The organism is Alteribacter keqinensis (genome assembly GCF_003710255.1).
Classification (GTDB): domain Bacteria; phylum Bacillota; class Bacilli; order Bacillales; family Salisediminibacteriaceae; genus Alteribacter; species Alteribacter keqinensis.
Map to the genome: position 1 here is coordinate 1,755,347 of NZ_RHIB01000001.1, position 25,026 is coordinate 1,780,372.

The 25,026-nt window shown below is 45.8% G+C and carries 19 protein-coding genes and 1 other annotated feature; of the genes, 7 read left to right on the forward strand and 12 right to left on the reverse strand.

Features of this window, described 5'->3' with window-relative positions; genetic code table 11:
• Positions 1-164: 164 nt before the first annotated feature.
• A complete protein-coding gene (locus EBO34_RS08650; RefSeq protein WP_183163774.1) occupies positions 165-1,577 on the reverse strand; it encodes an alanine/glycine:cation symporter family protein in 1,413 nt (470 codons plus the stop codon).
• 500 nt (positions 1,578-2,077) lie between these two features.
• Here EBO34_RS08650 and EBO34_RS08660 point away from each other — a divergent pair, with 500 nt between their 5' ends.
• The 3 genes from EBO34_RS08660 to alr all read left to right on the forward strand — a co-directional run bounded on the left by EBO34_RS08660 (position 2,078) and on the right by alr (position 5,864).
• The gene (locus EBO34_RS08660) at positions 2,078-3,331 is read left to right on the forward strand and encodes a PucR family transcriptional regulator (RefSeq protein ID WP_122897497.1); all 1,254 of its coding nucleotides are present in this window, start codon (positions 2,078-2,080) and stop codon (positions 3,329-3,331) included.
• A gap of 112 nt (positions 3,332-3,443) precedes the next feature.
• A complete protein-coding gene (ald, locus tag EBO34_RS08665; protein WP_122897498.1) occupies positions 3,444-4,574 on the forward strand; it encodes an alanine dehydrogenase in 1,131 nt (376 codons plus the stop codon).
• A 105-nt stretch (positions 4,575-4,679) separates the two neighbouring features.
• Positions 4,680-5,864, forward strand: a complete 1,185-nt coding sequence (alr, locus tag EBO34_RS08670) for an alanine racemase (protein WP_122897499.1) — start codon at positions 4,680-4,682, stop codon at positions 5,862-5,864.
• A 525-nt stretch (positions 5,865-6,389) separates the two neighbouring features.
• Here the strand turns inward: alr and EBO34_RS08675 are convergent.
• Entirely contained in the window at positions 6,390-7,508 is a 1,119-nt protein-coding gene (locus tag EBO34_RS08675) for a M20 peptidase aminoacylase family protein (RefSeq protein WP_122897500.1), read from the reverse strand.
• Between the two features lie 126 nt (positions 7,509-7,634).
• Positions 7,635-8,936: a lysine N(6)-hydroxylase/L-ornithine N(5)-oxygenase family protein gene (locus tag EBO34_RS08680; RefSeq protein ID WP_122897501.1), complete on the reverse strand. Its 1,302-nt coding sequence runs from the start codon at positions 8,934-8,936 to the stop codon at positions 7,635-7,637.
• Positions 8,937-9,614: 678 nt separating this feature from the next.
• Between EBO34_RS08680 and EBO34_RS08685 the strand changes: the two genes are divergently transcribed.
• A complete protein-coding gene (locus tag EBO34_RS08685; RefSeq protein WP_122897502.1) occupies positions 9,615-10,772 on the forward strand; it encodes a M14 family zinc carboxypeptidase in 1,158 nt (385 codons plus the stop codon).
• Between the two features lie 228 nt (positions 10,773-11,000).
• On the opposite strand, the gene EBO34_RS08690 is transcribed toward EBO34_RS08685, so the two are convergent.
• The 5 genes from EBO34_RS08690 to EBO34_RS08710 form a co-directional block, all read right to left on the reverse strand.
• The gene (locus tag EBO34_RS08690; protein ID WP_122897503.1) at positions 11,001-11,612 is read right to left on the reverse strand and encodes an SGNH/GDSL hydrolase family protein; all 612 of its coding nucleotides are present in this window, start codon (positions 11,610-11,612) and stop codon (positions 11,001-11,003) included.
• Between the two features lie 209 nt (positions 11,613-11,821).
• The gene (locus EBO34_RS08695; protein ID WP_122897504.1) at positions 11,822-13,984 is read right to left on the reverse strand and encodes a type IA DNA topoisomerase; all 2,163 of its coding nucleotides are present in this window, start codon (positions 13,982-13,984) and stop codon (positions 11,822-11,824) included.
• 178 nt (positions 13,985-14,162) lie between these two features.
• Positions 14,163-14,999: a cytochrome c oxidase assembly protein gene (locus tag EBO34_RS08700; protein ID WP_122897505.1), complete on the reverse strand. Its 837-nt coding sequence runs from the start codon at positions 14,997-14,999 to the stop codon at positions 14,163-14,165.
• A complete protein-coding gene (locus EBO34_RS08705; protein WP_122898638.1) occupies positions 14,996-15,472 on the reverse strand; it encodes a DUF2243 domain-containing protein in 477 nt (158 codons plus the stop codon). The genes EBO34_RS08700 and EBO34_RS08705 overlap by 4 nt, the downstream gene beginning before the upstream one ends.
• Positions 15,473-16,406: 934 nt before the next feature.
• A complete protein-coding gene (locus tag EBO34_RS08710; RefSeq protein WP_122897506.1) occupies positions 16,407-17,768 on the reverse strand; it encodes an MATE family efflux transporter in 1,362 nt (453 codons plus the stop codon).
• Positions 17,769-18,122: 354 nt separating this feature from the next.
• Between EBO34_RS08710 and EBO34_RS08715 the strand changes: the two genes are divergently transcribed.
• The 3 genes from EBO34_RS08715 (at position 18,123) to EBO34_RS20635 (ending at position 20,116) form a co-directional block, all read left to right on the forward strand.
• Entirely contained in the window at positions 18,123-18,494 is a 372-nt protein-coding gene (locus tag EBO34_RS08715) for a cyclic-phosphate processing receiver domain-containing protein (RefSeq protein ID WP_122897507.1), read from the forward strand.
• 462 nt (positions 18,495-18,956) lie between these two features.
• Complete coding sequence (locus EBO34_RS08720) at positions 18,957-19,649, forward strand: Na-translocating system protein MpsC family protein (protein ID WP_122897508.1); 693 nt, start codon at positions 18,957-18,959, stop codon at positions 19,647-19,649.
• Between the two features lie 302 nt (positions 19,650-19,951).
• A complete protein-coding gene (locus EBO34_RS20635) occupies positions 19,952-20,116 on the forward strand; it encodes a hypothetical protein (RefSeq protein WP_183163775.1) in 165 nt (54 codons plus the stop codon).
• Between the two features lie 228 nt (positions 20,117-20,344).
• Here EBO34_RS20635 and tyrS read toward each other — a convergent pair whose 3' ends face one another.
• From tyrS to EBO34_RS08740, 4 genes are all read right to left on the reverse strand, one after another.
• Positions 20,345-21,589: a tyrosine--tRNA ligase gene (gene tyrS, locus EBO34_RS08725; RefSeq protein ID WP_122897509.1), complete on the reverse strand. Its 1,245-nt coding sequence runs from the start codon at positions 21,587-21,589 to the stop codon at positions 20,345-20,347.
• Positions 21,590-21,765: 176 nt separating this feature from the next.
• Positions 21,766-21,989 (reverse strand) — a binding site (T-box leader).
• Positions 21,990-22,041: 52 nt separating this feature from the next.
• Positions 22,042-23,505, reverse strand: a complete 1,464-nt coding sequence (locus EBO34_RS08730) for a flavin monoamine oxidase family protein (RefSeq protein WP_249414031.1) — start codon at positions 23,503-23,505, stop codon at positions 22,042-22,044.
• 164 nt (positions 23,506-23,669) lie between these two features.
• A complete protein-coding gene (locus EBO34_RS08735) occupies positions 23,670-24,593 on the reverse strand; it encodes a hypothetical protein (protein ID WP_122897510.1) in 924 nt (307 codons plus the stop codon).
• A 36-nt stretch (positions 24,594-24,629) separates the two neighbouring features.
• On the reverse strand, positions 24,630-24,974 hold the full coding sequence (locus EBO34_RS08740; RefSeq protein ID WP_122897511.1) for a DUF4064 domain-containing protein: 345 nt from the start codon (positions 24,972-24,974) through the stop codon (positions 24,630-24,632).
• Positions 24,975-25,026 lie beyond the last annotated feature (52 nt).

Below are 25,026 nucleotides of genomic sequence, written 5' to 3' on the forward strand. Positions count from 1 at the left end.
TAATGAGAATCACCGTTGCTGGACAACACAAGAAGCCCATTCGTGACAATAAATGGGCGGCTCATAAGGTATGTGCCTTATGAGCCGCCCTCTACTTGTGTGGTGAGTGTAAGCTGGAGTAAACCCGTCAAATGATAGAAAAGAACGGCTCCTCAGGTCTTGGTTCAGCTTGCTTTTTTAACCGTGTCAGCAGCTTTAAAATGATTCTCAAAATAATCGTTTGTTTCCCTTACTACTACTCGGCTCAGAAGGATAAGAGCGATTAAGTTAGGAATCATCATCAATGCGTTTGCCATATCAGCAAAGGCCCAGATCGTTGTTAAATTCGCCATTGCCCCAATCCCGCAGGCAGCGATATAAACCGTACGGTAACCGGAAATTCCTTTACGGCCCGCAAGGTATTCAAAGCACTTTTCACCATAAACATACCACCCGACAATCGTTGAAAAACCAAAGAAAATAACAGAGAAGGCAACTATGTATTCACCGACAGTACCGAGTACAGACGCAAATGCCGCACTGGTCAGTGCTCCTCCATCAAGTCCTGCCTCATGAGATACACCTGACAGCTGTCCGCCAGTCGGATCCCAGAAACCTGTAATAACAAGAACAAGACCTGTCATAGTACACACAATAATCGTTACAATAAAGGTTCCAGTCATAGCAACCAAAGCCTGCTTTACGGGATGATCGGTTTTGGCGTTCCCTGCAATTAAGGCTGCAGTACCAAGTCCTGCTTCGTTGGAAAAAATTCCCCGGGCAACACCATTACGAATCGCTTCGGCAACAACAACCCCTACAAAACCACCGGTGGCTGCAACCGGGTTAAACGCGTAATAAAAGATCGTCTGAAAGGCCGGGATAATCTGATCAAAGTTGATAGTGAGAATGAGTAAGGAACCGAAAATATAAAACACAGCCATAACCGGCACAAAGAAGCCTGCAACAGCACTGATACGCTGCAATCCGCCAAATATAATCAAAGCTGCGAGCCCGGATAACAGAATGGCGGTGACAATATTACTGACACCAAAAGACGTTTCCATTACACCGGCAATCGTATTCGACTGTACGCTGTTTCCGATCCCGAGAGCAGCAAAGGCCCCGAACACGGCAAACGCAATGGCAAGCCATTTAAACTTCCGGCCAAGCCCGCGCTCAACATAGTACATCGGCCCGCTCGAATATTCGCCGCTTTCATTTTTCACGCGGTACTTCATGGCAAGAAGGGCCTCTGCATATTTTGTGGCCATTCCCAAAAGACCCACAATCCACATCCAGAAAATAGCTCCCGGTCCCCCGAGGGTAATCGCAGTGGCAACACCGGCAATGTTTCCGTTACCGATTGTGCCTGCAAGGGCTGTCATGAGTGCCTTAAAGTTACTCACGTCCCCTTCGTCTTTTGAACTGCTTTTACCTTCTTTCGTAAATGCCAGTTTAAATGCATATAAAAGCCGTCTGAACTGCAGCCCTCTTAACATCACTGTAAGTAGTAAACCTGTTCCGAATAATAGAATTAAGCTTGGCGTTCCCCATAATACGCCATTAATTCTGTCCAAAATTGCAAGTATGTCCAAAAAATGACCCCCTCATGATGACAGCGCTTTCAGAAGTATAGGGGTATTCTATCATCTGTAACCACCTATGTTTTTGTTAAAATACTAAAATATCATACTACATTTTTGGGTAATTAAACAAATGTCGACAGAATTCGAAAAAACCACATAATTCAGTTTCCTCTCCCTGACGGTTATATAGTATTTTATTTACGTTCTTTTCGTTAATATTATTGCTATTTTTCACACAAACATTGCAAATATGGATGAAGCTTACGTGCCTTCGCTTTCCGTGGCCGTGCCCACAAGCCTCCTCGGCTGTGCCCTGCGGGGTCTTGCCCGGCCCCAGTGCCACAGTAGTCTCGGGCACTTCCGCTTCCTCACTACTATTATTATGAAAGCAACAATGTTTCCTAAAACAGTCTTTTTAAATATGATTCTGAATCTGCTCCCTTTCTTTCCACCATAAAAAAGAATAAAATAGAAAAAGATGATATTGTACTAATCAGAGGAGTTTTAAAATGAGCACCAAAAGTACACACCCAAACCCTTTTAAGGGGTCTTTCGGCAGTCTGGAAAACCTTGTAGATAAAATCAGCGATGTTCTCGAATGTCCGGTTACAATAGAAGACCCAGCCCACCGTCTCCTTGCCTACAGTTCCCATGGTGAGGGAACGGATTCTGCCAGAATTGCCACCATTATGAGACGCCGTGTTCCGGAAAGAGTCATCAGCAGTCTCTGGAAAGACGGGACGATGCAGCGTCTTCATCAAAGTGAAAAACCTGTAAGAATTTCTCAAATCCAGGAAGTAGGCCTTGGGGACCGAATCGCTATGACGATACGTTCAAAATCCGAAATTATCGGTTACATATGGCTCCTGGAAGTTGACAACCAACTGGACGATGACGACTTGGAGCTTCTTTTATATGCATCTCAAGCTGCCAAAAACCAGCTTGTTCAGCTTCATGGACGTAAAAAGAAACGTGAAAAGGGGCACCAGGAGTTTTTCTGGCAGCTTTTGACCGGTCACCTGAAGAACCATGATGAGATCTCCGAGTCATTCGAAGGATTCAATATCAAGGTACCTCTTCCCGTTGCTGTATTTGTGTTTCAGTTTCCCGAGGAGATCAACGACAAAACTGAACGTAATATTTCTTATATGATTACAACTACTCAAAAAATCATTGCTCCTCTTTACGCTTTAGATGGAAACGAACTGGTTCTTCTCGGCTCCCCTTCCCCTGTGACGAATGGGATTCTTTCACCGGAAGCTTTTATTGAAGAATTCACGTCCCAAATGGCCCTTCGGTTTCATAGTGGAAACCTGATCGGAGGAAGCGGTAATGGATACACCGACTATACTAAAATAGAGACAAGCTACCAGGAAGCCCTTTCAGTCTTAAAGTTAAAAGAACAATTCTCTGATGAACTCCGAGGTACATGCACCTATAACCACCTCGGTATTTACAGGTATATTGATGTTCTCTCTGCTAAAAACAAAGAAGACGGGTACGAGAACCTCTCCCTGAAAAAACTAAAAGAGTACGACCGCCTTCACAACACCCAGCTCAAGGAAACCCTCGATGTGTTTCTTATTAAAGACAGCCACGTGAATGAGGCAGCCAAAGCATTGAACGTTCACAGTAACACCCTCAATTACCGGCTGAAGAGGATCACAGAGGTGGGCGGCATTAACTTAAGAGACCCTAATGAGAAGATGACCCTCTTTCTTGATATGAAACTGGATAAGTTGAAACAGAACGGCCTTTTGTAGATTTACACAAAAGGCCGTTTTATTTTTCTCTATTCTCACCAAAGCCATATTCCATCAATGTGATTTATACTCACCTTATCAACAAGCTACCATATTGAAGGAGGCACTATCTATGATTATTGGAGTACCCAGAGAAATAAAGAACAATGAAAACCGTGTTGCCCTTACACCGGCAGGAGTCATCACGTTACGTAAAGCCGGTCATACAGTATTAATTGAAACGGCAGCCGGAGTTGGAAGCGGTTTCGAAGATGCAGATTACATAGAATCGGGAGCAGAGATTGTCTCAACAGCGAAAGAAGCTTGGGCTGCTGAGATGGTCATGAAAGTAAAAGAACCCCTTCCCGAAGAATATGGTTTCTTCTATAACGGCCTTATCCTGTTTACCTACTTACACCTTGCAGCAGAACCCTCCCTTGCGAAGGCTCTCACGGAAAAAGGCGTAACATCCATTGCCTATGAAACAGTTGAAGTGAACCGTACTCTGCCGCTTCTCACCCCAATGAGTGAAGTCGCAGGACGTATGTCTACACAAATTGGAGCTCAGTTCCTTCAAAAATCCAACGGTGGAAAAGGAATTCTCCTTGCCGGCGTACCTGGTGTTCAAAGAGGTAACGTTACTGTGATCGGAGGCGGAGTGGTTGGAACAAACGCCGCGAAAATTGCAATGGGCCTTGGAGCCAATGTCACCATCATTGACCTGAATCCCGATCGTCTTCGTGAACTCGATGACATTTTTGGGAACGAAATTCAGACTCTGATGAGTAATCCGTTGAATATCGAGCAGGCTGTAGCTAAGTCTGACCTCGTCATCGGTGCTGTTCTAATTCCAGGAGCCAAAGCACCGAAGCTTGTAACTGAGGAAATGATCAAGCAAATGACACCGGGGTCCGTCATTGTTGACGTGGCCATTGACCAGGGTGGTATTTTCGAGACCGTTGACCGCATCACTACACACGATAACCCAACTTATGAAAAACACGGTGTTGTTCACTACGCTGTTGCAAACATGCCAGGTGCTGTTCCAAGAACATCAACGATCGCCCTGACCAACGTAACCGTTCCTTATGCTGTTCAAATTGCTTCAAAAGGTGTAAATCAAGCATTTGCTGATAATGCCAACCTTAAAAAAGGCTTAAATACAGCTGCAGGACACATCACTTACGAAACAGTTTCCCATGATCTCGGTTACGACTATGTATCACCTGATGAGGCCCTTGCCCAAATTCTTACAACTGTTTAATTTAATCAAACGCCCCTCAAGATTGTCTCCTGAGGGGCGTTCTTTGATCCGGATCTTTACACGGTTTTATAATGAGATATTTTTTACGAAAGGAGAAAGACGCAGATGACGTTCAGCTACCGCCCAACGTGGGCAGAAGTAGATCTCGATGCAATTTGTGAAAATACACAAATATTTAAAGCCCGTCTCCAGCCTCAAACAAAATTGATGGCCGTTGTAAAAGCAGACGGATATGGACATGGGGCTGTGGAGATCGCTCGTGAAGCTTTGGATTCAGGTGCAGACTGCCTTGGTGTTGCGTTCCTGGACGAAGCTCTCGTCCTTCGGAATGCACAAATAAACGCACCGATTCTTGTTCTTGGCTACACCACCGGGGAATCTGTGGGAACCGCTATTGAAAACGACATTACACTTACCGTATTTACAGAAGACGTGATCGACAGCATTATAAGGGAAACAAATGTACGTAAAAAGAACGCCTCCGTTCACCTCAAAGTTGATACAGGGATGAGCCGGATTGGTGTTACCTCCCCTTCATCAGCTGTTCATCTTGCCAAAAAAATCACGAACTCCACATACGTATCACTGGAAGGTATCTTTACTCATTTTTCCAGCGGTGATACAAAGGATCCTTCCTTTACAACCAGGCAGTTTGAAGCATTCCAAACAACAGTCCATACAGTGTCTGACAATGGAATCTCCATTCCCGTTAAGCATTGCTGTAACAGCGCAGCAACGATTCAGTACCCTCACATGCATCTGGACATGGTCCGGGTTGGAATCAGCTTATACGGCCTCCTTCCTTCACCAGAGGTTGCTCCGGTCCCGTTAAAAGAAGCCCTGAGCTTGAAAACAAAAATTGCTCACGTAAAGGAAACCGCTCCAGGCAGTTTTATAAGCTATGGCTGTACACATAAAACGAAAACAAAGTCCTCAATCGCCACCCTTCCCATCGGCTATGCGGACGGCTTCTCCCGTCTGTTATCCAACGGAGCGGAAGTTTTTATCCATAACACTCGGGCACCTGTGGCCGGCCGCGTCTGCATGGATCAGACGATGATTGATATTACTCACATTCCTGCTGCAAGCATCGGTGATACTGTCACTCTTTTTGGACCGGAATCCGTGTCTGTTAATGAAGTCTCATACCATATGGGAACGATTAATTACGAGGTTGTCTGTCTGATCGGCAAACGCGTCCCCCGGGTCTACCTCAAGTCCGGACGGGCTATTAAACGTACCGGCATTCTCCCCGACAACAGGATCTGTTCCCAACCCTCTCCCGGATGACCACGTTATCCACACAAAAGTCCGTTGCGTCGAAATGACAGAGACACAGGAAAGTGGAGTCTCTGCTCCACCAGACAGCGAGGAGCATAAAGAAACTCAACGGGGCTGGGACATAATGAACGTGTTTAGCTGAGAACCCAAACAATGTGCTAACTTAGCGGATGAAATATACGCAGACTCCCTCGAGATTAGAAGGCACTGGAAAAGTTAAAGATCGAAATTTTTCAGTGCCTTCTGAAAAGGAAAGGTGAGACCCCAGTTACGAGCGTTTGCTTCATGAGAATGCGACGATTTGCTTCGACGCATATAGCTTCATAAGGGTAGCTGGCAGAGGAAGAAGCAGGTAAGCTGGAGGAGGGTAACCCGCTTCCCGCGGAAAGCGAAGTATATGTCAGGAGCGGTTTATCAGCGTCGCTATGATTCATTCGGATTCTCGTTGACTAGAACACTTCTGTCCCAGCCTCCCTCCATCGTTCCCAAAAAAAAAGGCTTTTCATGGCAGACCCCGTTTTACGTTATACAGTTTTACTTTTCCAATACTTTCTCCACCGCCCGGGTGATTATATCAACAGCCTTGGGTAATGCATTCCTGTCAAACGTCATTCTTGGATGATGAAGCCCCGGGCTTAAATCGCATCCAACCGCCAGCATCGTGGCTTTAAGCTCCGGCTTTTTAATCGTATAAAAATGAAAATCATCCCCGCCGGTCGTCTCTCTAACCGGTCGAAGCGTCTCCTCTCCCGTTGTCTCTTTAATTGCCTCGGCCATCACTTCAGTCGCTTCATCATTTAATACCGCCGCTGCCATTTCCGCTATCGTCTCCGTCGTAATCGACACATGGTTGTATTCAGCAGAAAAAGCAATCGTCCTCTCCAGCCGGGCAGCCATCTCTTCCATCAGCTCGTTATTCTGGGCACGGACGTCGACCGTAAAAGAGGCTCTGCCGGGAATAATGTTGGCACTTTCCCCTCCCGCCTGAAATGCCGTGACTTTCATGGAATGAGGAACGAGAGGATCAAAATGCATATTGTTGATCGCCTGAACCAGTTCCGCACCTACCTGAATCGCATTCGTATTAAGATGGGGCCGCGCCCCGTGAGCATCATCCCCTTCAATCACACCACGGATATGGCGGGTCGCTCCATGTGAAATAGCCGGTGCGTAGCTGCCGTTATCAAGCTCCTGAACCGGCCGTAGATGCATCCCGAATAAAAAGTCCGCATCGTCCACAACACCTTTATCCACAAGCTTTAACGCACCGGCTCCTTTTTCCTCTGCCGGCTGAAAAAGAAAGCGGACCGTTCCGTTAAGCTTCTCTTTCTCCATCAGTCTAAGGAATACCCCGAGAACGATCGTCATATGTGCATCATGACCACAGGAATGATTGGCACGAAATTCTCCGTCAACTTCCTGCCAGAGGGCGTCCATATCGGCCCGGACAGCCACCACCGGACGACCTTCCCCGATCTCAGCCACCAGTCCCGTACAGTCCTCAAATGTGGTTGATTTTACTCCTCTTTTTTCAAAAAAATCCTTTATGTATGCGGTCGTATTCACTTCGTCCCAGCTGACTTCCGGGTTTTCATGAAGGTGGTTGAACACGTCCTTTAAAACAGACTGTTCCTCTTCTCCGATGACACTCATTCCCGACTCCCCCTCAAAAACGTTGTTCCCTCATTATAAACAAAATCCGGCTGCCGTTAAAAGAGGATTCTGTTTATTAAGAACTTTCATAGAAAAAGAGTACCGGGGCTCCGGCACTCTTCTGTATTAAAACTTCTCTGCGTCGAAGTTTTGGAACACATACTTATCGTAAATTGGGTATTTCTCCCTGCCCAGCAGATGATTGATAATAATTTTGTTCCGGTGAACGGCAAGTCCGAGGTTGGTCGATCCGACACCGTGAGAATGGGAAATCCCGCTCTGGACATAAATCTGATTCGGTATACTCACACGAACCCTGTAGTCATGTTCCACTTCGTATCTGCCTTTATCATCCCAAGAGATATAGTCACTCAGGTCTTTAATGAATGCAGGAACGTTTGGACGGTACCCGGTTCCCACAATTACAACATCACTTTCGTGGGTGAAATTCAGATCCTGCTCCCACTGGCGGCAGGAAATTTCATACGTATTACCCTTTTCCTTGATCCCGTTCACTTCAGTCAGGACCTGCAAATCCACATTGATTTCCTCGTTGGACACGGAATTTTCATAAAGCAGGTTGTAGATATCTGTAATCGTATGGGAGCTGATTCCTTTATAAAGGAGATCCTGTGTAGCAAAAATCTCGTCTTTCTTTTCCTGGGGAAAGCGGTAAAAGTAATTCACATAATCCGGTGAAAACTGCTCAACTGTGAGCTTTGATTCTTCCATGGAAAAGAAGCTGCGGGACCTTGTTATCCAGGTAAGCTTATAATCATATTTCATCCGGTCTTTCAAGAGCTCACGAAATGCTTCTGCGGCACTCTGTCCCGAACCGACCACCGTGACGGACTTTGCTTCACGGCACCGGTCCTGCCTGTCCAGGAATTCGGATGTGTGAAAGACATTTTCGGACGGGAAGCCTTTAAATGCTTCCGGAAGGGCCGGATTAGTTCCCGTGCCAAGTACAAGGTTTTTACACTGGTACCGGATTCTGTCTTCCGTTTCGATGTCTTCCACCGTGACGGTATAAAGCTCATCGTGTTCTAAGTATTCAAGCTCAACAACCTTTTTGCCGAAACAGCAATTGTTCAGCTCACTTTCAACCCATTTACAGTAATCGTTGTATTCACGCCTTGGAATATCCAGCCGCTGCAAAAAGTAAAAAGGATACAGGCGGTTTTTCTGGGCCAGGTAATTTAAAAAGCTGTACCGGTTCGTAGGATCGGCCAAGGTAACCAGGTCTGCCATAAACGGCACCTGGAGCCGAGTTCCTACAATTAACATGCCCGGGTGCCAGTCAAAATGGGGCTTCTGGTCAAAGAACAGGGAATTCACTTCAGGTGTATCTTCAAGTAGCGCAGCAAGACTTAAATTGAAAGGTCCGATGCCGATCCCGACCAAATCATAAACAGTATTATTATCCACTCATGTTCCTCCTCTGTATCCTACGCTTTTCTATTCATAAGGTAACCATCATACGCACAATTAAAACCCGGTGCAGATGAGAGTAGAAAACCGCGCGTTTCTCATGTTGTTACGCTCATTTATTCACTATTGCTTCATTCTAATAGTATCAACTCTTCCACCAGGGAGCAACTGAGTTCCTGCGGGCCTTCAAAGAAAAATACCTCAATTTTTGCTCATAACACGCCAAGTCCGATCCCCCAAAAGCAAGGACTATTGCCCCGAATCCTTCTTCCTGCAAGCTTTCACAGTAAAATTGAAACGCATCATTATTATGACTCTTGTGTCCTTTAATCCGGTTTTCTATTTTTATTTCTCATTCCGCTCACCAAATGATACCTGTGACTATTCCCTCTTTTTTAACGAAGATTCAGAACCTGATAGGAGGTTATTCCGTCGTTTTTTGATGAAAACAGGGCTCTATTTCCCTATGCCTTCCGGATTTGTTTTTTTCGACATAAAGACAGCTGAGTAAATAGTCGCACTTTTCTGACTAATTACATTTCTCCCTCTTTCAGCATTACTAAAGAATGATAGGGTTCCTTTTGAACCAGATATATAATTTAGAGTAACAAAAATTACGGGAGGTGAAATAAAAGACCGTTTTTCAACTTTACAAACTAAATGAGGAGGCAGCACATGAAAAAGACATTTCTATCTTTATTAAGTATCATGCTTTTGTTCATTATGTTTTCCCCTGAAAGTTTTGCAAGACAAAACCATCCCCCGACAAACGGTGAAACCAACATTTCGAGCATCATTACATATGATGAGATGATCAAGGAACTGGAAAGCATTGAAAAGCGAAGCAAAGATGAGCTTGAAGTCTTCACACTGGCAGACCTTGGGTATGAATACGACAAAAGTGAACAGGGACGTGACCTGTACGTGGCGAAAGTTGGGAACGGACCAAAAACAGTATGGGTTCAAAGCCGTATTCACGGCGATGAGCCATATGGAACGGAAGCCACACTTCAGCTTTTGAAGCGCTACACAAGCAATCAGTCCGCTCAGTACCAGGATGTAATGGATGAGCTGACACTTTACTTTATTCCGATGTATAACCCTGACGGCAGTGAAATGAACATCCGTCAGACCGTCCTTTATGACCAGGAAACTGGAGAGCCGCTTCTTAACAGCAATGGCAATGAAATCAGAGTCGACCTGAACAGAGACTGGGCTGAAGGGGCTTTTCAGGCTGTGGAATCAAAAGCATGGTACAGCTACTGGACAGACGTGCAGCCGGATTACGCACTCGATATCCACCACCAGGGATTAAAAACCGACCCTGAAACAGAAGAAGCCATTACGATGTCACTCGGCATTTCCCTTGCACCAGGCGGACCGACACTTCCTAACCTTGAAGGCGGTCTTTATGAAGACCTGACACGCCAGATGCAGGTTCATGTTTACGACGCACTAAAAGATTACGGCTATATTAACATTGACCGCTATACAGTCGGAAACGTAAACTCCGGCTTCAGTGAAATTGATATTCACGGCGGGGTCGTTTCTGCCATGATGCTCGGTTTAAACTATGAAGGGCAGAACGAGGAAGAATACAGCCACCCGGCTATTTTCTTTGAAACGTCAGGAAACACACGCGAGGGGAATCTGGGACAGCGTGCCCGCGGTCATAACATCCAGCAGAACGTAAGGGGTATTCAGTCACTCCTCCACGGTCTCGCTACAGGTGAGGTTTATGACGCGGATGCTGAGAGATGGGATGAGATCCCGCGTCCGGATATTGATGGGTACACAACCGATCATTCCGGTTTCGTGCCGGTTGGGTTTTAAGGTACACTGGATTCATTTTGTATTTTGGGAAACAGTTTAAGTTAAAAAAGAGGAGCAGCGCATGAAGACTGTTCCTCTTTTCGTGTTATCATTTAATTCCCATTGATCGCTTCTAGTCCGATCTGTGCGAGCTTCTTATGGCCTTCTTTTGTCGGATGGATGTCACTTGGCAGAACATAGACTGATTGAGAATGAGTATAAGCTTCAAAAGCATTAGCAATAATTACGTTACCTGAACTGAATTGCCATTCTATTTATTACATTTAAACCAGGTAAAATCCTTTCTGCAATTACGTGTAATTCCCTTTCCTTAAAATCATTTTTATCGAAGGGGTTGTATATGTTGTAGATAATAACAGGAGAGTCCGTTAATCGTTCGATCTCCATAATAATCTGTTGCAAATTAGTGAAAACTCCGCTTTCATTAATGTATTTCTGCAATAAGTATTCGAATTTTTTTTCATCATTTTCACTTTCTTCGGCTGCCCTTCCCAGCGCCCTCAACAAATCATTATTTCCAATATTCAATGTTATATAGTCCGAATGACGAACAGCCTGCCGGTACTTCTGGTCGTTTTTTAATGCATCAAGCAGATCTTCCGTTGTAGCCCCTGGAACTCCAAGGTTTCTCACACGCAAATCAGCCTCTTTCCCCATCAAATATGGGAAAGCTTCTTGTGATGGACTTGCATTCGTCTGGCCGAGATTATACCCGTAAGGAATCGAATCTCCTAAAGCGACGAGAAATGGTTTTGCATTCTCACTCTTCGCAAAAGCACTGGTTGAAAAAACCAGCAAAAATACCATGAGCAGCAAAAGCGATTTCATAAACTTTTTCATAAGGTCACTCCTTTTGATTTTATACAGACACGTCCTATTATATAAGCTGATGAACGAATAACGTGTCGAACACTAGAGTAAAAGTTTAATAATAGTTTGTTTTTTAATAGGTAATACTATAGTATATTCCAAGCTTCAGTTTAGTGATTCTCATGTGATAGGTCACACCTTGCTTGATCAAAAAACAGCAGCCTTACAAGGGCTGCTGTCTATTGATTTACAAAATCAAATTCCACTTTTCCGTCTTTCAATACGAGAGAGGCATCAAACGGTTTCTTTCCTTTGAAGCCTTTGAGTTTGTTTGTTTTTCCCTTTTCACAAAGCTGTTTGATGGCGGTTTTTGAGAGAGTTTTGCCTAAAACCCTCTTGTTGAATGTCTGCTTGCATCCGGCTTTGTATTCAGAGCAGCCGTAGAACGTCTTTCTGTCCATAATCTGCCCTTTTCCACAGGCAGGACACGAGGCAACCGGTTCTGCCGGAGCCCACTTCCCGCCTTTCCCACGGCCTTTTTCGCTCACCTGGGACTTGGCTGCTTCACTTACTTCAAGCTTTGCTACAACGTCACCTGCATCTTCAACAATCTTATGGGTAAAGGCAATGGTATTATCGATAAAGGCCGTCTTTTTTCCGGCTCCCTGACCAATCTTTTTCAGGTATTTTTCCCACTTCGCCGTCATGGCAGGCTTGGCAAGGAGTGTGCCACTCACAGCTTCACAGAGAATCCGGCCCTTTTCGGTCACAGATACGATGTTTTTATTCACCTTAATGTATTCCTGCTTAATTAATGTTTCAATAATGCTGCTGCGGGTGGCCTCTGTACCGAGCCCCTCCACTTCCTTCAGTGTGGCACGAACTTCCTCATCTTCATCGATCATCTGGCCACATGTTTTCATCATCGTAATGAGCTGGCCCTCGGTGAATGGTTTTGGGGGCTTCGTCTCATCTTCCGTCACATTCACTTTCGCCTCGGCTGTCATGCCTTTTACCACAGGGGGCAGGAGGGTGTCGCCGTCCTTCTTTTTGCTGTCTCCTTTATAGAACAGTTCTTTCCACCCGCGCTCTTTCTCGACTCTTCCCCGGGTAAAGAAATCAAGCGTTTTTACATCCGTTGTAATTGTTGTTTCCTCATACAGGTAATCGTGGTGAAACATAGCGAGAGAGCTGTTGACGATCTCCATGTAGACATTCCGCTGGTCCTGCCGGAGCCCTTCCACCGTTCTTGTCTGGGGAATTTTTTTCGTTGGAATGATCGCATAGTGTTCCTGCACTTTTGCATCATCCACATAGCGCTTGCCCGGGTTGAGAGAGGCAGGCTCGAAATCAGCGCCTGCCACCTTTTGATAGGCAGAGAGGTTGTTCTTTAAATAAGTAAACTCGCTGTGTGTGATGTGCTGGGTATCGGTCCTTGGGTAGGTAACAAGTTTTAACGGCTGATCATACAGACTTTGAACGATCTTCAGTACTTTTGACGGGCTGTACTTGTACTTTTTATTCATCGCCGACTGGAGGGTTGACAACGAGTGAAGCTTTGGTGGCTTCTGGCGCTTCACCTGCTTCTTCACGTCTTTTACCAGCCCGGTTTCCCTCTCTGAAACGCCCTTGTCGTTAAGCATCCTGCTGACTTCTTCCTTCGTCTTGTAACGGCCTTTCATTTTTCCTTTATACGTGCCTGCCTCTGTTTTAAACGTTCCTTCAATTTCAAAAAACGGTTCAGGCTTGAAGTTCTCAATTTCTTTTTGCCGTTCGTAAATAAGATTCAACGTCGGGGTCTGGACCCGGCCTACGCTGAATACGTCTTCGATGCCTTTTTGCTTAAGGAGCAGGGTGTACAGACGGCTCGTATTGATGCCCACAAGCCAGTCTCCGACCTGACGTGCCTGAGCTTCTTCGTAAAGGGGGAGATAGTGCTCCCCTTCTTTCAGGCTCGCAAATCCTTTTCGTACTTCGTCCACTTCAAGGCTGTTAATCCAGAGCCGCTTGGTTGGTTTCCCCCGTGCCCCGCTCATGGCAATGATGCTGCGGGCGATGTTTTCCCCTTCACGGTCGCAGTCTGTGGCGACGATAATTTCGTCCGCTTCTTTGAGGAGACGCTTCACGACATTAAACTGCTTTAGTGTCCGGCGGGCAGGTTTAAACTCAAACCGCTCGGGTACGATGGGAAGGGTGCCCAGTGACCATCGCTTCCACTCGCCTTTATATTCGCTCGGATTTTTCAGTTCTACTAAATGTCCGATCCCCCATGTGAGTTTTGCCCCGCTCGGAAACTGCGTGCACGCTGGTATGGAAAGAAACCCGTCGCCTTTTTTCACATTGGAAAACGCCTCTGCATAGGCCTTTGCCTGACTTGGTTTTTCGGCTAAAATGACTGGCATTTTCACGCTCTCCCTTCACTCTTTCATCTCATTAAAAATACCTTTCGTCTCTCGTCTATGATCAAACATAGCGGGATTTCCCCCAAATAGCAATGATTAATTTCCCAATAAAAAAAGGCCAGCTGACTCATTCTTCTTTAAAGGAAAAGAATGAATCGGCTGTCCTTTACGTACCGGTTTAGGGAGTGTCAATTTTCCAACCGGTGCTCTTTTTTTCAAATTCCAGTATTTTCGGCCGGGCGGACCGGTACCAGTGAAGGCACAAAATGAAAATGATGATGATATCCACCGCATCCCCTCCATAATACATGAGCATCCCGCCTGTTTGAGCATCGGCCGATGCAACTCCGGACGGAGGGTTGGCATAAATGTACTTTGATAAAATACCGTGACTCGCTAAAGCAAGGACAAGAACCACACCACGGTAAAGATAAGGATAGCCGTGGGGCATCGGGTCGATGTAGATCATTGAAATGGTGAAAAGGTATCCTGCGAGAAAGACATGAAAGTGAATAAGGATATGCAGCCATGTATGTTCGTGCATAGCAGGAAATAGATTCGTTGTGTAAAGGACCCAAAGGCCTCCCATATTCATTATGGAAGCAAACACGGGGTTGGTAAAAAGATGCATTGGTTTGCTTTTTAACACCTTCGTTACATTACGGGCAGCTGGTACAGGCAGGGTCCGGAGCATCAGGGTGACCGGTGCTGCAAGGGCCATTAATAGTGGAGCGATCATGCCAAGAAGCAGGTGGCCAAGCATATGTAAAGTAAAGTTCCCATGAGCCTGAACCGCTACCGGGCCGATAACGGCTGTTAACGCACACAATATGCCCAGAGTCCAGAGGGTTGTCCGGTGAACCGGCCACGACCGTTCGTTTCTTTTCGATATCACGATACAACTGATATAGAAAATCAATGCCAATAAAAAAGGAAGAGCTAAGAGCACCTGGGGAAGCATCCCTGTTTCATGTACACCGGAATGGCTGGAATGAATATGCTGCACAATGATCATTGTGCCACCTCTTCTTTACGGTGGCGTCTCGTCTTATACACGAGGTAAACGCCTATGCCTATCATCATCGCTGCACCTACATTCCATACGATGTCATAAACAATCACATGGTCAACGTATCGAATCTGGTGAATCCTCATTATTTTATGCTGTACAATTCCGTCATAAAGCTGAAAGGTTCCCGCACCAAGAAATACTCCCCCAAGCCAGCGTTTCATCCACAAAGCCTGCCGTCTGCGCAGATCTGCAAACATAAACAAGCCTCCGATTGTCGCAAACCAGCTGAATGCGTGAAAGAGTCCATCTGAAATCAATCCAATATCCGTTGTTGAACGGTCGTAAAAATGATGCCATCTGAGCAGCTGGTGGAAAACCACTTCATCAAAAAAAGCAATGAGACCAAGACCAAACAGAATGCCGGACAACAGGTTCCGGCCGGAAAATTGAAATTGCTCAGACCGGACAGATACCATTCCTTGTTTCTTTACCACCTTCATCTTCCTCTCCCCGTGCAGGATAAAATAAAAAGGTCCTTTCTGAAAAGGAACCTTTGTTGTTGAGTTATTTGAGAAAACGATACTGGGTCCTCTCTTTTTAAGTATTACCCATCTTGAAAGCATAAAAACCCGTCATATATGGAATTATCCCAGGTGCCCAAGTTCGGTTTCCATTTTTATGAATGCGGATCTGGTTATCTTAACATTCAGCCGTGTTATTTTAACCTAATCCCGGCATATCTTTACACAAATCACGCAATAATCCACACAAACACTCAATAAACAAACGCCGCCCGGAATCCGGACGGCGATACTATCTCTTCTGTTATATTCTATTGGTTGATCACAGGTGCCCAAGGGCGATTCCCATTTTTATGGATGTGGATCTGGTTATCTTAACATTCAGCCGTGTTATCTTAACCTAAACCCGGCATATCTTTACACAAATCACGCAATAATCCACACAAACACGCAATAAACAAACGCCGCCCGGAATCCGGACGGCGATACTATCTCTTCTGTTATATTCTATTGGTTGATCACAGGTGCCCAAGGGCGATTCCCATTTTTATGGATGCGGATCTGGTTATCTTAACATTCAGCCGTGTTATCTTAACCTAAACCCGGCATATCTTTACACAAATCACGCAATAATCCACACAAACCCGCAATAAACAAACGCCGCCCGGAATCCGGACGGCGATACTATCTCTTCTGTTATATTCTATTGGTTGATCACAGGTTCCCAAGGGCGATTCCCATTTTTATGGATGCGGATCTGGTTATCTTAACATTCAGCGTGTTATCTTAACCTAAACCCGGCATATCTTTACACAAAACACGCAAAAATCTACACAAACCCGCAATAAACAAACGCCGCCCGATAGCCGGGCGGCGCAACATTTCCTCTTTAGTTGTCAGCCGCAAGCTCTGCCCGTCGCTGGACAATCTGCAGTCTTACAAAAAATCCGATTGCAGCACACGTCAGCCCCAGTGTAATGCCAACCCAGAGCCCGAAAGGTCCGAGTGGAGAAAAAGCAGCCAGGCTGTAGCCCGCCGGAATCCCGATCAGCCAATAGGAGGTAAAAGCCGTAATGAACGGCACTTTTACGTCTTTGTACCCTCGAAGAACGCCCTGGAGTCCGGACTGGGCCGCATCAGAAAGCTGAAAGATAATAGCGATAATGATGAACTGCCCCGCCATGAGGACCACATCCCGGTCGGTCGTATACAAGTAGGCGATCTGCTCCCTGAAAAAGTAGAGAAACACGGCCCCGACAGCTAAAATGCCGATGCCGCCCAGCACCCCGAGACGCCCGTACTGTTTTGCTGCCTGAATCCGCCGGCCTCCGACTGAGAAACCAACGACAATCGTGAGTGCCATGGAGATACTTAACGGAATCATAAAAATAAGGGACGTGAAGCTCAACGCAATCTGGTGGGCTGCAATCGTTACGGTTGTAAACATCATCCCCATAAGAAGTGTGACAACCGCAAAAATACTCGACTCAAAAAAGATCGACAATCCGATCGGCACCCCGATGGAAAGCTGCTCTTTCCACGCTTTCCATGAAGGTCTGAACCACTTTACAAAAACCTGGTAACGCCTGAGGACCGGTACTTTAAATGTCATCGCCACACTCACAAAGAAAATGATCCAGTATGTTGCCGCAGTGGCATAGCCTGCACCGATGCCCCCTAGGGCAGGGAGGCCGAAGTTCCCGAAAATAAAACCGTAATTTAACAGCACATTAAACGGTACCGCAATGACCGTGATGATCATCGTAATCCGGGTAAAGCCCTGCCCGTCGAAAAAGTTCCGCAGAACGCTAGCAAGAAACAAAGGCACGATGCCAAAAGAAAGACCGATTAAATAATGAAAAGAGATATGGATCACTTCCGGCGTTAAATTCATAAACGTCATGATATGATCAAGAGCGAAAAATCCCAGGACAACAACAAGGACTGCCAGCACCATCGCCAGGTAGACCGACTGGGTGACAGCTTCTGATATCCTGTCTTTACGCCCGCTCCCCATAAGCTGGGCCACTATTGTTGTAACGGCAAGAAGAATTCCGTTAATTCCAGTAAATACAGGCATCCACAGGCTTGAACCGATGGCGACACCGGCCAGGTCATCAGTGCCGACTCTTCCTGACATCAATGTATCTACCATGTTCATGGCGTAAAGGCTTACCTGTGTAACCATTATCGGCCATAAAATTCGTAAAAACAGCTGTACTTTATCTTTCTGTGACTCAACGTGTTCCATGTTTTCACCTGATTTTCTCATTATATATCTGTCTATCTTACAATACTTTTATCTGAAATGGGGAGAGAAGCCTTCCTCACACTGTACTTTTAAAAGACGAGAACAGTAGATTTTTTCTCAAAAAGCCAATTTTTGTCGAAAAAAATTAGCAATTTTTTGGACAATCGACGATTTTTTTTTACCGTTGTGACAAACTTCCCGTTACTTTTCTCAAAAAGTATGGTTTACTGGTAGTAAGATTAAGTTTAGAAGGAAATGGAAATAAAACGGGACAGGATCCTCATCCCCTTTCGTTTATATTTGTATCATGTTAAGGTTGCATGAACCCTTTATTTAAGAGAGGAGGAATAAAACGTGGAAACGATAAACGTATTTCTCGATGATTACCGAGCAGCACCAGAAGGGTATGTCCTCGTCGAAACCATTGATGAGTGTAAAGCACTGCTTCAAAATTTCAACATTGAGCATCTCTCTCTCGATCACGATTTAGTAAGCAAGCAAAGAAACGGACTTATGCTGGTCCATATGATGGTGAAAGAAAATCTTTTTGCCAAACGGATTACCATTCATTCTGCCAATGCCCCCGCCGGCCGTGCCATGTATCATTCATTGATACAAGCCCAGAAAGATACATCAATGCCTCAATCTGTCAACCTTTCCCTCCGTCCCCTTCCTTTGCGTAATTACTCACGTTTAGCCCTTCAATATTACGATGACAACAAATAATTTTCCCCTCTTACTTTGTGTCCGATAATAATTGCATATTGTATGTTAAAAACCAGGCACATAAGAGCTGCCTGGTTTACTTGTGTTTTTTCGCTATCCTGAAATAAAGGTTGGGGCTTTCTAACCCTTCTTAAATGACCTAAACTTCCTTGAACGGAATCCGCTCCCTTTCCCAGGACTCGTGTCGCGTATCATCGTTCTTGCGCACTGCCGGGTCTCGCTCTTCCGCAGATGTCCTGAAATAGAATGAGGAAGGGCAGTTTCAACATACATAACAAATGCTACAACATCAGTCGTGCATTTAACCGAGTGAAGACCAACTCTAAACAAGTTAGGACCAAAGCCGCCAGATTCCCCCTGCAAAAAACCAATACTACATCATATTCTCCCCCATATGGTTTACAATCACGTGTTTTAAGGAAAGGTAAACGAAGGAAAACAAAATAAAGGAGTCGAAAATAAGTGGAAAAAACTGCAGATTACGCTGAACTCGCCAGTTTCACCGGAAAACTCCTGCGGGACAATTTCGGAAAAGGTCCCTCATCTGTTTATGTATCGATTGAGCATCCGTTTATTACCATCTATCTTCAGGACTTCCTGGCCCCGATGGAAAAGGTATTGGCCAGGCAGAACAGGGAAATCAAGATTGAAGAAACAAGGGATATGTTAATGGAGGAACTGATTCCTGAATTTAAAGGCCAGATTCGCGGCATGTTAAATGTAGGGGTAAGCAACGTATATTATGACTGGGATATGCAAAATCACTCCGGCTTCATTATTGGAATTTTGGATGAAGAATGTGCGGATGATACTCCCCTCCCTTTTCCATACTATAAAGAAAAGGAACGCATTCATGATCATATTATAAAAGTGTGTGAAATTGCACAAAAAGGCCCCGAACATATTGATTCCTATTTTTTAAATGACCGTACACTCGTCATAGAACGTCACGGCATCATGGTGGAGATCGAGAAAGAAATGATCAGAACAGGGTTCTCCGATCAGCTCAGACTGACAAAGCGAAAGCTTGAAAAGCGCCTTCTCGATCCGAATGTGGTTGAAAGCCTCCTCAATGTCCACGTACAGGATAAATTCGTTGTCTGGGACTTTAAACGTGACACCAGTTATATCACCTTTATTTTAAAGCCTAAATGACAAAAAGGTTACAATCGGCTTTCCTCTCTTGAATTGGAACCTTGAACACGTTATACTTAAAATTGATTGGTGATGACCATACAATTTTATTTAAAGTCCCGTGAAAATAAGTAGACAATAGCGCTACATTATAAGCTGGGAAAGTCAGTGGGCGACCTCTGTTCTTTTCCGGCTATTTTTGTGTCCTCACCAGGAAAAATCCATGTGATATGCGGTCCGGAAGCCAGTTGTCCAATTGGTGAATAAAGCAGCTTGTCATTTGGTCACTCAGAATCCAAACCAAAATTTGAGGTGATTGACTCATGAGTAATCAAAAACAAAACAGAGCCGACCAGCAACCAAATAAAGAAAACAACAAAAGTACCGTGAATCAACGGCCTGCGAAGACTACACCTCAGGAACAGGACATGAAATTCTTCGAAGAAATCGATAAACGAAGCTCGTCCGGTAATTACAGTAGTAAATAACCAAAATAAAGAACCTGCTCTAAAGATTATGAGCGGGTTCCTTTTGGGTATTTTTCATCAAAGGCTCTTAAAAAGAACCGTTTAAACTCGCCTCCCTTCCATCGCCAGATGATCATCAGCAATGTCTCCAGGGTTATTACCGTTCCCGATAACATCCCCTTCAACCCGGCACCAGAGAAGACGTAATGATACCGGGTTCCATGTGGAAATGGGGAGACGGCCATATTCCTACATCTCAATTTTCACAAACTTCCTCTTTCCTACTTGCACCACCATTCCAACCTTCACACTAACCTGAAGTTTCGGATCTTCCACTTTATCACCATCCAGGCTGACACCACGGTTTTGAATCATTCTCCGGGCTTCACTTTTCGAAGTAAGCAGGTTCAATTCAACAAGCAGATCCAGCACACCCACTTCATCCTCCCCTGTCCATTTCATAACAGGGATATCTTCAGGAACGAGACGCTCACTGAATACTGAAATAAAATGCTTTTCCGCTTCAGCTGCTTTCTTTTCATCGTGATACATTTTCACGATTGTTTTCCCAAGCTTCATCTTCGCGTCCCTCGGGTGAAGCTCCCCCGTTTCAATCTGAGTGCGCATCTCATCTATTTCCTCAGGCCCTGTGTCCGTCACCAGTTCAAAGTACTTGATCATTAATTCATCCGGAATCGACATGGCTTTGCCGAACATCTCATTCGGGCTTTCATCAATGCCGATGTAGTTCTTCTTCGATTTTGACATCTTCTCTACCCCATCAAGACCTTCAAGAAGAGGCATGAGCATGGCCACCTGCTTTTCTTTTCCGTACTTTTCCTGAAAGTGACGGCCCATCAATATGTTAAAGTGCTGATCTGTTCCGCCGAGCTCAACGTCACTTTCCAGGACAACCGAATCGTAGCCTTGCATGAGAGGGTAGAAAAACTCATGAAGTGAGATGGGTTTATGATCATCCATCCGTTTTTCAAAATCATCCCGCTCCAGAAGACGCGCCACTGTAATTTTACCGGCCATATTAATCACGTCTTCAAAGTCAAGCTTCGAGAGCCACTTAGAGTTGTAGTGCAGCTCCACCTTTTCCATGTCCACGACTTTGCCGAACTGCTCAAAGTACGTCCTGGCGTTTTCCTTTACCTCTTCATCGGTTAGCTGCTGTCTCGCAACCGACTTTCCTGTTGGGTCACCGATCTTACCTGTGAAGTCGCCGATAATAATCTGGATTGTGTGCCCGTTTTCCTGAAACTGCCTGATTTTGTTCAGGACGACCGTATGCCCGAGATGCACGTCCGGCGCTGAAGGATCAAGACCCAGCTTTATTTTAAGCGGCCGTTTTTCACTGACTGCCTTGGCTACTTTCCGCTCTAGATCTTCAGAAGGAATAAGCTCCTGAACCCCTTTTCGGTAAATAGCCATCTGCCTGTTCACTTCAGTGATTTGTTCCTGCGTCAGTTCTTCTGTCCATTTACCCATGTTCAATTCCTCCATTTTTTTTATAACTCTAATCGTAAAAATTATTGGTTTTTCAATGGTAATTTCCCTACGGACACTTTCCGCGGAAGTCACCGCCTTTTGCTCCATTTTTTATATTGAAAAGCAACACTCTATACAAAAACGTTTTTTGAATACAAAAAAGCCACATCCCTGAAAAAAGGGACGTGGCTGTATGGTTTACACGCGGTACCACCCTTGTTGAAGAACACAGTGTTCTTCCACTCAATTTGGCTAACGGGCTGATCCGTTCTTTGCTACTGGCGGTTCACAAAGAAAGCTCGAGGAGGTAATTCACATTATCTTTGTGCCGGTTCGCACCAACCACCGGCTCTCTGGGATCAGGGAGATAACTGCTACTTGTTCCTGTCATCGCGTTATTCGTATTCGCTTTTAACTAGTTATACACCCAGTTGCCTCTGCTGTCAACTCTCTCATCCATTATTAATTTCTTTGGCAACCCGGACCCCCGAGTCAACAGCCCCTTCAATCCAGGCATGGAGCTCAGACGTGTGCTCTCCGGCAAAATGAATCCTACCCTCGGGCCGTATGATAATTTCAGGATAACTGGCAGACTGATAAGGAGCGTAAAGAGAAAAACAGCCTGCCGAGAACGGATTTTCGTCCCAGTTGTACGACACACCCTGGATAAACGTATCGTATACTTTTTGCCCGTGAATGGCAGCCACAAAGTCCAGTGCCTCTCTGACCCGTTCTTCAGGTGACAGTGAGGTCCAAAGCCTCGCACTGTCCCCCCAGCTGTAGGTGCCTTGAATGATGCCCCCGCCTGGCTCGCCGATGGCACTGCTCGGGTAAAAAATAAACTGATACGGCAGATCCGTCGTCAGACTCCCCCCCTCCATTCCGTCTTCCTCCCAGAATTTTTCCGAAAACTCGAGGCCGACTTTATGGGACGGCACATAAGGCAGGGTTTGAATAACTCTCCATTTATCAGGGGCAATCGATTCCCGGGGAACAATGTCGATAAATTGAAAAGCTGAAAATGGAATCGTTGAAATGAGGAGATCACCTTCATAAACGTACTCCGTTCCGTCAGCTCCCCTGGTGACCACTTCCACACCTGTATCGTTCTGGATAACCCGGATTACCTTCTGACCTAGCACAACATTATCTTCAACCTGAGCCCGCAAAGCTGTGGCGATCTGGTCATTCCCCCCTTTAATCTGGGAAAAGGCCACGTCACTGAACGTGGTTGTAATGATGGCTTTAAAGGTATCAATAAAGGACATCTCCGGAAAGCCCACTATGCCAAGCAGCACTTTTATCATATGAACCGCATCTTCCGATAAGGAGCCTCCAAAGGGATTGTCCCTGAGAAAGGATTCCATTGAATAAGGCTCAAACTGCTCGTTCAGCCGCTGCTGCTCTTCCTCCGTTGAATTCATATAGAGAGTGTAAAAAGGCTTAAGCGCATTTTCCAGAAGCTCTCCTGCGGTCTGGTCGCGCTCGTCTTTCTCCAGCCCAAAGTTAACCAGCCCGGGATTTTCATCATATTCATACTGCCTCACAAGCCGGTTATTCACGTAAATAAGATCATTGTCCGTACTGCTGATGTAGGGAATAAGGGTAAGATCAAACTTATCCGCAAGCTCCCTGACCAGATAGTGGTGCTCCGGAATTCTCATGGCCCCGGCCTCCCAGTAGTTCCCTTCACTGAACGGTTCCCGGACCGTGTATACCCGACCGCCCACCCGGGTATTCCCTTCCAGTACCGTCACATCATGCCCTGCATTTTTTAAAAGGTAAGCCGCCGTGAGCCCCGCCATCCCGGCTCCTGCAATGAGCACCCGTTTCGGATTTCCCGATTGCGGCAGTCCGTCTTTTAAAACAGCCAAGTGCTCTTCCGGAGCGGTTATCACATCACGAAACTCCTTCACCCATCTCACCCTTTTTTGTTATACATACGAATGAAGCAGCCTGTGTTATGCCGGTTTAACGTGATTTGGAAACAAACGTTTATCTTCCCTTCATTCCAAATAAGCGAATCTCTGCATTATTAAAGCCCGCTCATTGAAGAGCAGTCCCCCCCCCCCAAGAAAAACTAATTCTTTTTCACAGTTACAATTTGATTGTCCGGCACATGCAATGATTCATTCTCTGCCGGCACCCGCTTTTCTTTATCAACATCCTTCACTGATTTCACCTTACTCAGCTCGTCAGATGGAGCGAGATCACCTTTGCCTTCATCGTACATCCGGAACCACGGAAATCCGTGCTCCGTGTACACTTCAGCCGTCACCGGACTGTCAGGAGGGGCATCCCCCGTCATTCTTTCGTATTGTTCACTGTTTACGAAATGAACCCTCACAGCAGTTTTCGTCTTCCTGTCCCACGCATCCACACCATATTGATCCGGGTAAATTTCCTGCTCCATCTTTCCGCCGGCCGCAATACCCATTGCTGCATCCTGACAGACATGCATGTCTGTCAGCAAATAAAACCCGCCGCACTCCTGCTCCACTCTCCCGGGCTTCGGGGCAAATACCGTAAACGACAGGCCACCCCGCGGTTCTTTATCACTCAGTTGCTCTTCCACTGAATACCCCTGCCCCACAGGCATCGCCACAAACTGCCGGATATAGCCCTTCCCGGCATTAAATCCGTCCAGCCACGGCTGATCCGGTGCCACCACATAATTTTGCTCATCCGCCTGAAGCTCGGTACACCGTTCTTTACCCGATACGGCATTCGTGTTCCCCGCATCAACAATCAAAGCATGAGGCGTCCCGCTGAAACTGAGCCACATTGCTTCCCGCTGGTATACGGGAATAAACACGCCACCTTCCTCAAGCCACTTCTCCGGCACTGTGTCCTTATAATCCGACACCCTGCAAACAGGAAACGTACCAAGACTCGGCGGCAGCGGATACGTCTTCTCATCATCCGGAATCCGAAGCGTTCTCTCAAAACTGATACGAAGCTCCCCAATCATCAATCCATCCTGATTCACAGTCACAGGCAGCATCACCATTCCTCCTTTTCAGGTTAAAATACATCAGACCTATGCAGCCACAGCCGTCTTTACCTTCTCCTTTCTAAGAACTCCCATGAGCCCCGCTGCTGCAAGAAATAACGCAGGGACGACGCCAAACAAACTGATTGAGACTAATATCGCATCACCGCTGATCATCATAAGCCACCCTCCCAGCTTCGCCTTAAACTTCACAATCACCGCTCCCGCAAACCCAAGGATGCTGAACAAAAACGCACTCGTGCCAAGCCCCCACATCTCCGTACTCCCGCTCACAGCTTCATCAATGCTTACGATAAACAACGCAAAAAACGCCCCGCCAAACCCAAGCAATCCACCCAGAATCCCCAAAACCATTTCAGTATTCCGACTCACCGACATCATCTCTTTTAAAGGTTATACGTTTATTTTAACGAGCCCAGTGACA